General features: G+C 40.0%; 10 protein-coding genes and 2 pseudogenes. 10 read left to right on the top strand and 2 right to left on the bottom strand.

Annotation, left to right across the window (positions count from 1 at the left end; translation table 11 throughout):
- Window positions 1–2: 2 nt before the first annotated feature.
- The 7 genes from LBQ60_07205 to LBQ60_07175 all read left to right on the top strand — a co-directional run bounded on the left by LBQ60_07205 (window position 3) and on the right by LBQ60_07175 (window position 11,069).
- Window positions 3–2,561, top strand: a complete 2,559-nt coding sequence (locus tag LBQ60_07205; protein ID MDR2037693.1) for a PAS domain-containing protein — start codon at window positions 3–5, stop codon at window positions 2,559–2,561.
- A gap of 13 nt (window positions 2,562–2,574) precedes the next feature.
- Window positions 2,575–3,495 (top strand): transporter, encoded by a 921-nt coding sequence (locus tag LBQ60_07200; protein ID MDR2037692.1) that lies wholly within the window; start codon window positions 2,575–2,577, stop codon window positions 3,493–3,495.
- Between the two features lie 122 nt (window positions 3,496–3,617).
- Window positions 3,618–4,985 (top strand): Mur ligase domain-containing protein, encoded by a 1,368-nt coding sequence (locus tag LBQ60_07195; protein MDR2037691.1) that lies wholly within the window; start codon window positions 3,618–3,620, stop codon window positions 4,983–4,985.
- Window positions 4,985–6,274 (top strand): tRNA (N(6)-L-threonylcarbamoyladenosine(37)-C(2))-methylthiotransferase MtaB, encoded by a 1,290-nt coding sequence (gene mtaB / locus LBQ60_07190; GenBank protein ID MDR2037690.1) that lies wholly within the window; start codon window positions 4,985–4,987, stop codon window positions 6,272–6,274. Before LBQ60_07195 ends, mtaB begins: the two co-directional genes overlap by 1 nt.
- Window positions 6,275–6,278: 4 nt before the next feature.
- On the top strand, window positions 6,279–7,697 hold the full coding sequence (locus tag LBQ60_07185) for an oligosaccharide flippase family protein (GenBank protein ID MDR2037689.1): 1,419 nt from the start codon (window positions 6,279–6,281) through the stop codon (window positions 7,695–7,697).
- Complete coding sequence (locus LBQ60_07180) at window positions 7,681–8,985, top strand: hypothetical protein (GenBank protein MDR2037688.1); 1,305 nt, start codon at window positions 7,681–7,683, stop codon at window positions 8,983–8,985. Before LBQ60_07185 ends, LBQ60_07180 begins: the two co-directional genes overlap by 17 nt.
- Window positions 8,986–9,149: 164 nt before the next feature.
- On the top strand, window positions 9,150–11,069 hold the full coding sequence (locus LBQ60_07175; GenBank protein MDR2037687.1) for an NAD(+) synthase: 1,920 nt from the start codon (window positions 9,150–9,152) through the stop codon (window positions 11,067–11,069).
- Between the two features lie 48 nt (window positions 11,070–11,117).
- On the opposite strand, the gene recA is transcribed toward LBQ60_07175, so the two are convergent.
- Both recA and LBQ60_07165 read right to left on the bottom strand, forming a co-directional pair.
- Complete coding sequence (recA, locus tag LBQ60_07170) at window positions 11,118–12,155, bottom strand: recombinase RecA (protein ID MDR2037686.1); 1,038 nt, start codon at window positions 12,153–12,155, stop codon at window positions 11,118–11,120.
- A gap of 468 nt (window positions 12,156–12,623) precedes the next feature.
- Window positions 12,624–12,734: a TraB/GumN family protein gene (locus tag LBQ60_07165; protein ID MDR2037685.1), complete on the bottom strand. Its 111-nt coding sequence runs from the start codon at window positions 12,732–12,734 to the stop codon at window positions 12,624–12,626.
- A gap of 133 nt (window positions 12,735–12,867) precedes the next feature.
- Between LBQ60_07165 and LBQ60_07160 the strand changes: the two genes are divergently transcribed.
- The 3 genes and pseudogenes from LBQ60_07160 to LBQ60_07150 all read left to right on the top strand — a co-directional run bounded on the left by LBQ60_07160 (window position 12,868) and on the right by LBQ60_07150 (window position 14,563).
- A complete protein-coding gene (locus tag LBQ60_07160; GenBank protein MDR2037684.1) occupies window positions 12,868–13,251 on the top strand; it encodes a BlaI/MecI/CopY family transcriptional regulator in 384 nt (127 codons plus the stop codon).
- 322 nt (window positions 13,252–13,573) lie between these two features.
- A pseudogene (locus LBQ60_07155) lies at window positions 13,574–14,023 on the top strand (hypothetical protein).
- A pseudogene (locus LBQ60_07150) lies at window positions 14,018–14,563 on the top strand (M23 family metallopeptidase). The pseudogenes LBQ60_07155 and LBQ60_07150 overlap by 6 nt, the downstream one beginning before the upstream one ends.
- The last annotated feature ends 137 nt before the right edge of the window (window positions 14,564–14,700 follow it).

The following is a 14,700-nucleotide window of genomic DNA, read 5'->3' as shown; positions in this document are numbered from 1 at the left end:
ATATGTATAAACTGGGTTTCGTCTGTTGGCTCTTGTGTTTAATGATATTGCCTTTAAAAAGCAATACTGTTGAAAAATTGCAGGCCCAGCTTTCAAAGCTAAGTGATGGTAAAGAAAAAGCGGCAGTGTTGATCAAACTCGCAGAGAAAATTTCTGCTGTAGATCCGCTATATGCATTGAAATATGCTGAAGAAGCGCTGGAGTATGGAGAAAGGACACAGGATAAAAAAGTGATCGCCGATGCCCAATATGTTTTAGTGGGCGCCCACTTTGATGCCCAGAACTTTCAAAAATCAATAGAATATGCCCTACTTTGTTCCTCTTATTACTCCGCAGAAAAAGATTATAAACATTTGGCGTCACTCTATAATACACTTTCTTCTGCACTCTTTTATATCGGAAATCAGGAGCAGTCTGATTACTATTCAGAAAAATGTATCCAGATTGCTGAAAAATATGAAATAAACGATATCCTGAATAAACAATATTACAATAGGGGAACCATAAACCTATATCGGGGGAACTACCTGACTTCAATGGATTACGCACAAAGATCCTTAGATCTGGCAAGATCCACCAATAACCAGACTTACATTGCTCCCAGTTATGACCTGATGGGTGAATTGAACCGGACCATGGAACAATATCGTCCTGCCATTGATTTTTTATATCACGCACAGCAGATATATCTCAAAAACAATAATAAAGAACGATTAGGGTATAATTACATCAACATGGGAAACATGTATCTTAAATTGGAGTCCTGGGATAGTGCCCGAATTTGTTTTAATAATGCTCTAATATCATTTAAGGAGATCAATCACCATGGAATTTCAAATGTCTATTATGGTCTGACAAATTATTACAAATACAAAAAAGATTATGATTCGGCATGGATACAAATAGACAAAGCCATAAAATTAGGATTGCTTTCAGAATCAAAAAAAGAGCTGGCTGCATACTACTATGAAGCAGGCTTTATCCGCTACCACCAGAAAAAATACCAGGCCTCATTGGAATATCTGTATAAATCAATGGATATAGCGAAGCAGAATAACTTTACCAAAACAGAAGAGAATGTATCCAAGCTTATCGGTCTGGATTACGCTGCTTTATCCGAATATGACTCTGCGTATAAATATATATCACAATCTGTCTACTTAAAGGACTCTATTGAATCTTCGGTAAAGATCATGCAGAAAGCATATCAGTTTGCCGAACATAGTATACGGGAACAGATAGAAAAAGAAATAAAAATAGAAAAACAAAAACGGAATTTATGGATCATTATTCTATGCCTGTGCCTGCTTATTATCCTGGTATTAAGTGTATTTATCAGGACCTTAGCCAAGCGACAACGCAGGATACAAACCATTAATGCCGAACTGAAAAAATACAAAGCTAATCTGGAAGACATCGTAGAAGATAAAAACCGCGAACTGGTTTTAAGCGAACAACAAATCTTCAATTTAAGCAGTAATCTGCCCAATGGTGCTATTTTCAGGTTTGTTTTTGAAAATGAACGTGATGGAAAAACCTTATATATCAGTTCCGGGTGGGAAGAACTTACGGGACAACCTGTTGAAAATTCAAGAGACGCTATTTCTTTTTTCCAGAACAGGATACATCCTGATGATAGTAAGATACTATTGGAACAACTTTCTTCTGCTGTCCGGAATAAAACCGTTTTGGACATCACTTACCGTTATTATAAAAACAACATCGAAATGCGATGGTTCCATCTACGGGCAGTGGCCATTGATGGAAGCGACGAATTAACTTACCTTGACGGATACCTGGTCGATGAGACAGGACAAAAGCAGTTTGAACAGGAATTAATGTCTGCCAAAGAAAAAGCAGAAGAGTCTGACCGGTTAAAATCAGCTTTCCTGGCCAATATGTCTCATGAGATACGCACTCCTATGAATGCGATCATCGGTTTTTCTTCAGTTTTGTTGAAAGAAGATCATCTTGCCGAAAGAAAACAGAAAGCTTATTTGGAATTGATCCAGGAAAACTGCCAGAACTTATTACGGCTGATTGACGATATCCTTGACCTCTCCCAGATTGAGGTTGAACAATTGACCTTACGAATAGAAAGATGTCCGATCAGTGATATCTTTAAAGGTGTAAAAGAGTATTTTGGCCCTATTGTACAAAGTAAATATCCGCACATCGAATTATGGATCGATGAGGATTCGGAAAATTCTCCACTCATCATTTATACCGATATCTTCCGCTTAAAACAGATTTTTTTGAACCTGGTGGAAAATGCGTTAAAATTCACTAAAAAAGGATATGTCAGATGTGGATTTTCGCTCGATACACCCGGGTTTATACATTTTTATGTAATGGATACCGGTATAGGTATTGCTCCTGAAAATATCGATATCATCTTCCAAAGCTTCAGGAAAATCGACCACTACTCCGATGGAACAGGATTAGGGCTGGCTATTGTGAAAAAACTCCTGATCCAGATGGGTGGTACGGTCTGGGTCGAATCGGAATTGGAGATCGGATCTTCCTTCCATTTCACATTGCCCCTTCCCAATAATCAGTAAAATACGGATAATTATGAAAATCTTTTTTCTCTTTGTGTATATTATTCCTCTTGTTTGCGGGGCACAACCAAAAACAACAAGTATACTTGAAATTTTAGATGTACAAAGCGGGAAACGAAAAGTGGTAAAAGAGTTTCCCTACCTGATAGAAGCCCCAAACTGGACTCCTGATGGAAAATGGCTTATATACAACAGCGGAGGAAAATTATATCAACTTTCTCCTGAGGCAAATCCTTCGGATAAACCAGAATTGATCAATACCGATTTTGCGGGAAACTGTAATAATGATCATGTGATCTCATCTGATGGTAAAAAGATCGCCATAAGCCATGGGACAAAGGAGGACGGTAAATCACGTATTTATATCTTGCCAAAAAACGGCGGCATCCCACAATTGGTCACACCTATGGCACCCAGTTATCTCCACGGATGGAGTCCGGATCAAAAACTGTTGTCATATTGTGCAGAGCGAAACGGGAATTTTGATGTGTATCTCATTCCGGCAACCGGAGGCGAGGAAATACGTCTCACCACCGCTGAAGGATTAGACGATGGGCCGGAATTTTCTCCATGTGGGAAATATATTTGGTTCAACTCAGTAAGAAGCGGATTAATGCAAATCTGGCGCATGAAAACAGATGGATCGGAACAGACGCAGATGACATCCGATCAGGAACGAAATTCATGGTTCCCACATATTTCACCTGATGGAAAACAGGTGGTTTTTATCACTTATTACAAAGGAGACCTGGAACCATCCCAACACCTTGCCAATAAGAACGTAGAGTTACGCATCATTCCGGCAACCGGAGGAACACCCCGGACTTTAGCCAAACTTTTCGGGGGACAGGGAACCATAAATGTCAACTCATGGTCACCAGACAGCAGAAAAATAGCATTTGTCAGTTATCGGATCAGTTACGAAACAGATTAAGCACTCAGTGCTATTTATTGTTTTCTTAAGTCACATTGATCAAATGGATTACGCTTATTAAATATAACATTAATTGTTGGGTATTACTTAATTTTATTACTTTTGGTATCAAAATATCGATGATGAAAATACATTTGATCGCTATTGGCGGCAGTGCAATGCACAATCTGGCAATTGCCCTGAAAGAAAAAGGTTATGAAGTAACCGGATCGGATGACGAAATATTTGAACCTTCCCGGACACGCCTGAAAAACCATGGGCTACTCCCGGATAAGAACGGATGGTACCCGGCTAATATTCATGAAGGTCTGGATATTGTAATTTTGGGTATGCATGCAAGAGCAGATAATCCCGAACTAAAAAAAGCACAGGAATTGGGTCTCAAGATCTTCTCTTATCCCGAATACCTATATGAGCAATCTAAGGACAAATGCCGCGTAGTCATCGGAGGAAGCCACGGCAAAACAACCATTACAGCAATGGTAATGCATGTCTTACGAGCTTGCGAAATTGATTTTGATTACATGGTAGGTGCACAACTGGATGGTTTTGATACCATGGTACGGTTGAGTGAAAATGCAAAAATTGCTGTTTTCGAGGGAGATGAATATTTATCTTCACCGGTTGATCCCCGGCCGAAGTTTCACCTTTACCAACCGAATATTGCGCTCATTACCGGCATAGAATGGGATCATATCAATGTTTTTCCGACCTTTGATAATTATGTGGAACAGTTCAGTAAATTCATCGAATTAATCAAAAAGGACGGGACCTTAATTTATTGTGAAGAAGATGAAATGCTCGAAAAAATCGTAAAGGAGAGAAAGCGCTCTATACGTACCATCCCCTATCACACCCATCCTTACCGGATAAAGGATGGAAAAACATATCTGGAAACAAATTCCGGATTAACCGAACTATTGATTTTCGGTGGTCACAATATGCAAAATATCAGCGGGGCCTTGCAGATCTGTCTGGAACTAGGTGTCACAAGAGAACAATTCTACCGGTTTATCCGTACTTTCAAAGGTGCGGCCAAAAGGCTACAAACCCTGGCTCAGAATGACCATACCCATGTTTTCTTCGATTTTGCCCATTCCCCATCCAAACTGAAAGCAACCGTAAAAGCGGTAAAACAACAATATCCGTCAAGACGGTTGATCGCATGTATGGAACTACATACCTTCAGTAGTCTGAGCGAATCTTTTATGGAAGAATACCGCAACTCCATGATTGAAGCGGACGAAGCCTGGATCTATTATAATCCTGAAACCATAAAACATAAAAAACTATCCTTATTTACAGAGGATGCCGTATACCATTCTTTTGGCACTCCCAACATCAAAGTATTCACCGACTCCAAACTGTTGCTACAACAAATAAAAAAAACGGACTGGTCTGACAAGAATCTGTTGATCATGACATCTGGAAACTTCAATGGTGTTGATTTCAGTCAATTAAAACTTTCCGGCCATCAAATCAATCTCTAATGACCGTTTCTTTTTATACATTAGGATGTAAATTAAATTTTGCGGAAACATCAACCATAAGCCGGTTATTCGCGGATCACGGGTATGATAAAATCAAATTCGGGGAACATGCTGATGTAGTAGTCATTAATTCATGTACCGTAACCGCCCAGGCTGATAAGAAATGCCGGCAGGCGATTAGCAAAGCCGTGAAAACATCTCCCGGCTCAATCGTCATAATCATCGGATGTTTTGCGGAACTGAAAGCCGAAAGTATCGGAAAAATTCCCGGGGTCAGCCTTGTTTTGGGCAACAAGGATAAATTCAACATCATGGAACATATTCACCGGTTAAAGAATGGAAATACCGGAGATATGTACGGATGCAATGCTAAAGAACAATTCTTTGCATCTTATTCGTTGTTTGACAGGACCCGTTCATTTTTAAAAGTCCAGGACGGCTGCGATTACAAATGCACTTATTGTACCATTCCCAAAGCACGTGGAAACAGCCGGAACGCACCGGTTACAGAAATTGTAAAACAGGCAAGGATTGTAGCAGAAAAAGGCATTAAAGAACTGGTTCTCACAGGGGTCAATATCGGTGATTTTGGAAAGACAACCGGAGAAAATTTCTACCAGTTATTGGCCGCATTGGACCGGATAGATGGACTCGAACGTATCAGGATCGGTTCAATAGAACCCAATCTGGTCACAGAGGACATGATCACCCTGATCGCCCAGTCGGAAAGAATAGCTCCTCATTTTCATATTCCTTTACAATCCGGATGTAACCGGATCCTGGGGTTAATGGCACGACGTTACCGCCGGGAGTTATTTGCAGAAAAAGTATCCCTGATACACCGGCACATGCCTGACGCTGCTATTGGAGCCGATGTGATTGTCGGATTTCCGGGAGAATCGGAAGATGATTTCAATGAAACGAAGACATTTATTGAAAACCTGGATTTATCCTATCTGCATGTTTTCGTCTATTCCGAACGTCCGGACACAAAGGCAACGGATATGCCCGATAAGGTAAACCGCCACGAAGCTGAACAAAGAAGCAGGATATTGATGGATTTATCACAGGTTAAACGGGAACAATTCTATAAGAAATATATCGGGCAAAAGCGCAACGTCATCTTTGAACAGAAGGAAAAATCAGGAACTATGACCGGTTTTACCGACAACTATGTAAAAGTCGCCTCTCCTTATGACCATAGCCGGATAGGCCAATGTGTCGAAGTAGGTCTGACTGGTTGGAATGAAGCAGGGTATTTAACAGGAGACATTTATAAAATCCAATAGATCAGTGCTAAAAAAAATCCTCTCTCAAAGTGCTCTCTACGGATTAGCCCCGAATGTGTCCAAGATAATAGGATTCGCAATACTTCCGATTCTTACAAAATACCTGACTGATGTCGACTATGGTATTTCCTTGACTATTGCCGCGTATACCGGAGCTATTGCCGTATTCAGCACATTGGGGATGAATATTGTATTGACTACCTCCTTTTACCGTTACAAATACCAGTATAAGTGGATCTGGCGCCAGATATACGGATTTCTCCAGTATTGGATGATCATCTTTGCCATTCTGCAAAGTATCCTTTTGTATTTTATTATTCCTGAAGAAGCCCAGGAAAATCGATGGGCTATTATTTTCCTGTCCAATTTTGCGACGGTTTTTTTTGGGGCCACTTCACTGGTCGGTGTTATGTATTACCGGTTACATCAAAATCCGGTTCCAATAGCTATCCGAAGCGCTGTTTCCGGTATTTTAACTGTTCTTGCCAATCTACTGTTTGTCGTTTATTTTGAAATGGGTTATATGGGCTGGTATATCAGCAGTTTCATTGCAGGGTGTTTTATCAATGCTTCCTATTGGTGGCCCATCAATAAAAAATACAAACTCAGTCCCATATTCCGTTTCAAAGCACGTACCATCAAACATGCCTTAAAAATAGCCTTACCTACAATCCCTCATTACTATAGCTCATATCTGCTGAATTCTTCCAGCAGAATGGTGATGGACCGATCCGGCCTGTCTATGGGAAAAATCGGGGACTTCGGCTTTGCATCCCAGTTCGGAGGATATTTTGATGTTTTCGTCAATGCCGTAAATATGGCTGTAAACCCCATGACACTGGAACAGATACGGAACAATAAGGAAAAATATGCAAAAAAACTGATCTATGCCATGGCTGTCATTACGATCAGTGCCACATTCCTGTTTTCTTTATGGGCAAAGGAAATATTTTTCCTGATGGTGAACAATGCACATCTGCAAACGGTATACCCCATGGCCATTATATTTGTCATGGCATACAATTACAGACCCATGTACATCGCATCCACCAATATGTTTTTCTATTATGAAAACACGGTAGGATTGCTTAAGATTTCTTTCATTGCAGGTATTCTCGCTTTTATTAGCTATATTGTAGTAATTCCCATATGGGGGATATGGGGTGCTGTCATTATCAATTTCATATTTCTGCAATACATGGGATACAGTGGATTTTTCATGAAAGGATACCGAAGTAAAACCAAAGTTAAATATCCGTTCATTGCTTTTTTCCTGATCACAATAGCTCTTACATTATTCGTCTTCTGGGCTGTAGAGCTGGCCTGGCAAATTAAAGCAGGCATCACTGTGGTCTTTTCCCTGTCAGCGTTTTTTTTCCTGAAATCATTAAACTTAAACGAAATTGATGAAGATCGACATTGAGGATATTAATTATATTGATTCGCAGGAAGTCCTGAATAAGGTACCCAGAAAGGATACGGATCCTCCCACCGGGAAAAAGGCACTATCGATCTTAAAAAAAACGGTCACCCCTTCGTCCAAATCATCCGATCACTCTTCTGCAAAGAGATGTACCTATTTATTTATTGCAGCTACAAATAACAACATAAGGGCATTGATTCCGATACAACAATTAACGGAAAACTCCAGGTTATTATACCGCAATGAACTTCATTCCCAAAGGGTTTATTTCTATGCCATGGCATTTGCACCCAAAGTGTTGTATCAATTACTGACAAGTAATGGATTCATCCGCAAAGCATATAAAAAACGCTTCATCCGTTTTTGCCTGACTTACGGTTATGTCTATGAAGCCAAAAGAATTTTAAAAAAGATAACTCCGGATATCCTTATCCTTTCAAACGATCATGCTCCCTTACCCAGGGCGTATATGCGTGTTGCACAACATTTGGGCATAAAAACCGCTTATATCCAGCATGCTTCCGTAACAGAGTATTTCCCGCCGCTGGAATTTGATTATGCTTTTCTGGATGGCAGGGAATCTTTTGAAAAATACACCAGGCGGAATGCTGCCAAATCCATGATATTTTTATCAGGAGCCAGTCGTTTCGATACATTATCCGGACAAGAACAGGTATATTCTCCTGCAGGCTACAAAATAGGTATAGCTGTTAATCCCGTTGATAATCCCGATAAAGTATTTCAACTGGTACAACAACTTTTGTACTCCAGTCCGGAAGTCGAAATAACAGTCAGGCCCCACCCTGCTATGCCTCTATTGGAGTGGGAAAATAATGCATCAAAACTGAACTATAAGATATCTGATGGAAAAGAAGAAAATCCGTTACATTTTATCAGCGTTCACGATGTATTTATATCGGGAGCTTCATCCTTTCATCTCGATGTGGCTGCATGTTCAAAAAGAAGCTATTACTTTAATTTCACGAATGATCTGTCCATTGATTATTACGGGTATATTGAATCCGGCTTAATTACGGATGTTTCTTTATTCACGGCCCACCAAATAATTCACCTATTAAAATCTAGGCCAAAAGAACCGTACGAAAATCCCATGACCAGCTACTATTTGGCCAACTACCACACTCCATACTGGGGAAGGGCATCTGAGCTGATCAGTAACACACTAAAAGCACTTATCGAAGAGAATAAAGTGGCCGAACCGTGGGAAAAGGAAGAAAATGTGGATTCTCAGGTATACCATATACACAAAACAAATTTTGAAAAATAGAGCCGGTCGATGAAAGTAAGCATCCAGTGCTATTTATTGTCTTCTTAAGTCGCATTGATCAAATTGATTACGATTGTTAAACATGACATTAATTGATTGATATTACTTATAAGGTCACTATTATATAAAAAACGCCTATTTTTGTCATTTTCAAATCTATCGCAATGACATATCATGGTTTCGTAAAAGTAGCCGCCGCAGTTCCAACGCTTAAAGTAGCTGACTGCATCCATAATTCTGAAGAAATAAGGAAAATGATCGAAGATGCATCGGATAAAAAGGTGCAGGTCATCTGTTTCCCGGAATTATCCGTTACGGGATATACATGTGGCGATTTATTCCATCAACAGCTTTTAACAAAGCAGGCGGAAAAAGCGGTCCTTTATCTGTTGGAAGCTACACGTCATCTGGATATTATTTTTATTGTTGGAGCCCCGGTACGCTTTTCGGGGAAATTATTCAACGGGGCTGTTGTTTGCCAGGGCGGAAAAATTTTAGGAATCCCGGCAAAAACATATTTACCTAATTACAATGAATTTTACGAGCAAAGATGGTTCTCCTCCGCAAAAAAAATATATCATGAAATAATCACTTTTTGCGGACAACCGGTTCCTTTCGGCCCTCATCTACTTTTCAAACATGATGACATGACTTTCGGGGTCGAGATATGTGAAGACCTTTGGGCTCCGATCCCTCCCAGTTCCGATTTATCCATTGCGGGCGCACATATCATCTTCAACCTGTCGGCAAGTAATGAATTGACCGGTAAGAACGATTACCTGAAAGACCTGATCCGCCAGCAATCGGCCCGTTGTATCGCCGGGTACGTCTATGCGTCAGCGGGTTGGGGAGAATCGACCACCGATCTTGTTTACTCCGGGAACGGGATCGTTTGTGAGAATGGGATCATTATTGCGCAATCCGAACGTTTCTCCTTTTCCGATCAATTAATAATCAGCGAAATAGATATTGACCGTCTGATCTCAGACCGCCAGAAGATCAACTCGTTCTCTCCTGAAGATGCCGATGAGTGCCAAACGATCAGATTCACGTTTCCTGATCCGGGTAATTTCGATCTTTCGCGCACCATCCATCCCCTGCCTTTCGTCCCTGCAGATGATGCATACCATGACCGTTGCAAAGAAATATTTTCCATACAAACAGGCGGGCTGGGGAAAAGATTGATCCATACAAAAATTAAGAAATCGGTCATCGGTATTTCCGGAGGATTAGACTCTACCCTGGCTCTTCTGGCTTGCATCTATACCTATGACAAACTGGAAATGCCCCGGAAAGATATTATTGGTATTACGATGCCCGGATACGGGACCACAGGCCGCACATATAACAATGCGCTCCACCTGATGAAGGCGCTGGGGATCACCATCAAAGAAATAAACATAAAAGCTGCCTGCGAGCAACACTTTAAGGATATAGGACATGATCCCTCCGTTTGTGATATCACTTTTGAAAATGCACAGGCGCGGGAACGGACACAGATATTGATGGATGTGGCCAATCAGGAAAATGCCCTGGTCATAGGTACTGGCGATTTATCCGAACTAGCGCTGGGATGGACCACATACAACGGTGATCATATGTCCATGTACAGTATCAATTCATCCATTCCCAAAACACTGGTCAGGTATTTGGTTCGCTGGTTCTCAGAAACACAGGTAGACGAAACGACTAAAAATGTTTTGGCGGACATTCTTGAAACACCAGTCAGTCCGGAACTATTACCTGCTGACGATCAGGGAAAAATAGCGCAAAAAACGGAAGATATTGTAGGACCTTATGAACTCCATGACTTTTTCCTCTATAATATGATTCGTTTCGGCTTTACCCCGCGAAAAATATTCTTCCTGGCGCAATATGCCTTTAAGGGAAAATATGACCATGACATTATCCACCAGTGGATGAAGGTTTTTTACCGCCGTTTTTTCAGTCAACAATTCAAACGGTCCTGCATGCCGGATGGACCTAAAGTAGGTTCCATCAACTTATCACCTCGGGGTGACTGGCGTATGCCCAGCGATGCTGAAGTGAATCTCTGGCTGAAAGATCTTGAAACAAAAGCATAAAGCCCGGATGGATCACCCAGGCTTTACAAGATATTTTGAAAGGAAAACTTAATCCTCTACCAGATTAGGGTTAGAGACAAGTGCTGCCCTTATTTTTACTTCTAATTCCTCAGCCAGTTCAATATTATCGGCCAGCAATTGTTTTACGGCATCGCGGCCCTGTCCTAATTTAGTATCACCATAACTGAACCATGACCCGCTTTTCTTGATGATATTATAAGTAATACCCAGATCTATGATTTCACCAATACGGGAAATCCCTTCTCCGTAAATAACATCAAACTCTGCTCTGCGGAAAGGCGGCGCCAGCTTATTTTTCACGATCTTTACTTTTACCCGGTTCCCGCTTACATCTTCACCATCCTTAATAGCAGTTGTTTTGCGGATATCGATGCGTACCGATGCATAAAATTTAAGTGCATTACCTCCCGTCGTCGTTTCGGGATTACCAAACATCACACCTATTTTTTCACGCAACTGATTGATAAAAATACAACATGTATTGGTCTTACTGATATTGCCTGTCAATTTACGAAGTGCCTGCGACATCAGGCGAGCCTGCAAGCCCATCCGGGAATCACCCATATCACCTTCGATTTCAGCTTTGGGCGTCAAGGCGGCAACAGAGTCAATCACCAAAATATCAATAGCGCTGGAACGGATCAAGGCATCTGCTATTTCAAGCGCCTGTTCGCCGTTATCCGGTTGTGATACATACAGTGATTCCATATCCACCCCTAATTTTTGCGCATACGAACGGTCAAAAGCATGTTCTGCGTCAATGAATGCGGCAATACCGCCTAATTTCTGGGCTTCAGCAATCGCATGAATCGCCAGTGTCGTTTTCCCTGATGATTCAGGCCCGTATATCTCGATCACTCTTCCACGAGGCAATCCGCCAATTCCCAAAGCAACGTCCAATGCGATAGAACCCGTCGGAATAGAAGGAACCTGCTCCACTACCTTGTCACTCATTTTCATGATGGAACCTTTTCCAAACTCCTTATCCAACTTATCCAAAGTCAACTGAAGCGATTTCAATTTCTCTTTCTGGATCTCTTTTGCCTTATCTTTTTTATCTTCCATGTGGTTATTGATATTCTATTTTATGATGACAAAGATATACTTTTCATCCTGAAAATCATTGTTTGTTTTTATTTTTTGAAATATCCCATGAATCAACAAATGATTAAAATTCAGGCATATAAAATTGAATTATTCTGTAATTCATTTACTATTAAGTCAATATTTTTTATGAACAAAATAATAGCATTACCACATCCCATGAAAAACAAGATATAGTGAAAGGTGAGAGCAATTGTAGAAAGTTTGCTTTCGAAAAATTGCCGAACCGCATCCTATATTCTACAAATATAGTGAAAACCGAGGGCAGAGTATCGAACTTGTTCGTAAACTATGCCGAGGTGCATCCTATATTCTACAAATATAGAAAAATAAAAGAACAGATGCTCTTTCTCTTATTATCTAATCACGCTTTAAGTTATTTTTTCCGGAATATTACATTAACAAATGTAACATTTCATTATTAAGCGATTAAATCTCATCATTACCCGTCACAGGTTCAACAAGATACCCTTCTTTTTTCAGTAAACTGATAAGTCCGTACTCTCCAATTAGATGACCAGCGCCCACAGCGATAAATATAGTGCTGTTAGTCTTTTTTAAACTAACAAATAAACATTTGAATATAAATACATTGGGAATGTGTAATTATAAAAATAATAATATTTCTATAAAAATAGTTGTATTACTATAAATATAGTTGTATATTTGCCCCATGAAAAGCAAAGAATTAACAAAAGCAGAAGAACAGGTAATGCAATATTTATGGAAAATAGAAAAAGCTTTCCTGAAGGACATTGTAGATCTTTTTCCTGATCCGAAACCGGCTTACACAACTGTGTCAACAGTTATCCGGGTACTGGTAAAAAAAGGATTTATAGGTTTCAATTCTTATGGAAAGATCCATGAATATTATCCATTAATTGCAAAAGAAGACTATTTTCAGAACCATGTAAGATCCATTATCGATAATTTTTTCAATGGTTCTGCGCCCGAGTTTGCATCGTTTTTTGCAAATGAACAACTGGATCTTTCCGAATTGGAAGAAATAAAAGATCTGATCGAAGAAAAAATCAGAAATATCAAAAAAAGTAATTAAAAACATGCCTGATTATTTGGTGTATCTGGTGAAGGTAAGCATATGTCTTTTTGCGTTTTACCTATTCTATTATGTGTTTCTCAGGAAAAGTACTTTTTTCTTTTTCAACAGGTTATACCTTCTTTCAGGGCTTGCCTTATCTTTTCTCATTCCCATTCTGAAGATTTCGATTTTGAATACCCAACCGGATCTTATACCCCTGTTCATACAGGAGATCAACCCGGTAACGGTGGAACGCCAATTATCTCAAACAACAAATTTACCCGGTCATGTAAAACCAAACCTTTATTCAATGTTATTGCCGGTAATATATGGGACCGGTATGTTACTTCTGTTTTTCAAATTGCTTTTTTCTATTGTAAAAATCATCCGGTTAAAGGATAAATTCGGAGTAAACCTGCTTGATGGATGGAAAGTAGTAAGGATAGATACGGATACACCGTTTTCTTTTTTCAACATTATTTTCCTCCCACAAGAAGTTAATTCACTGGTTTTTGAACATGAAAAAAATCATGTCTGCCAGTTGCATTGGTTAGATTTGCTTTTCATAGAATCAGCCGCTCTTCTGTTATGGTTCAATCCTGTTATTTTCCTTTACCGGAAATCGCTGAAACTCCAACATGAATATCTGGCCGACAACAAAGTCCTGAAAAAAACGGATCAGATCCGGGATTATCTTGAATGTATGTTACGACAGGTCCAAAGAATGAGTTCCGGCAAGCTAGTCAGTCAATTTTATTGTACAACAATCAAAAATCGTATTATCATGATCACTAAAAATAAAACACCTAAAAAAAATATTGCATCTTATTTGTTGGTTTTACCTCTGATAGCCCTCTTGGTATTGGGGTTCTCTCCCAGGGTTCACTCCGGACCAGCGGCACTAAGCGATCCTATTGTTGAGGATTTTTACGGGGCAGCACAAGATTCAGTTACCGGATTTAACAGGCAGGATAATATCCCGTCTATTTATCCGGTAGATAAAGAAAAACTTAAAAGAAAAGCTTCCGGTTATGGTTGGCGCTTTCATCCGAAGACCAAAGAAAAACGTTTCCATACAGGTATTGATTTTAATATTCAGAGTGGTGAAGAAATATACAGTACGGCTGACGGGATAATTATAAAGTCAGCATACGACCAGGTTTCCGGGAAAGGAAATTATGTCCTGGTCAGACATAATGATGAGTTTTCCACTCTTTATAGCCACATGGAAAGTATTGCTGTAAAAACAGGGGATCAGGTAAAGAAAGGACAGGTAATCGGATTTGTCGGGAGTACCGGCGCTTCAACAGGGCCGCACCTACATTATGAGGTACACAAAGATGGTAAAGCTGTAAACCCGATAGATTATTTACCGGAATAAACGATAAAGTCGATCAAGGGGTACCTGTAGCTGTAGAAGCAAAAAAGGCATCCTCCCAAAGAGGATACCTTTTTTGCCATTCATTA

The organism is Bacteroidales bacterium (assembly GCA_031275285.1).
In the GTDB taxonomy this organism is placed as follows: Bacteria; Bacteroidota; Bacteroidia; order Bacteroidales; family UBA4181; genus JAIRLS01.
This window is presented reverse-complemented; position numbering and strand designations above follow the sequence as displayed.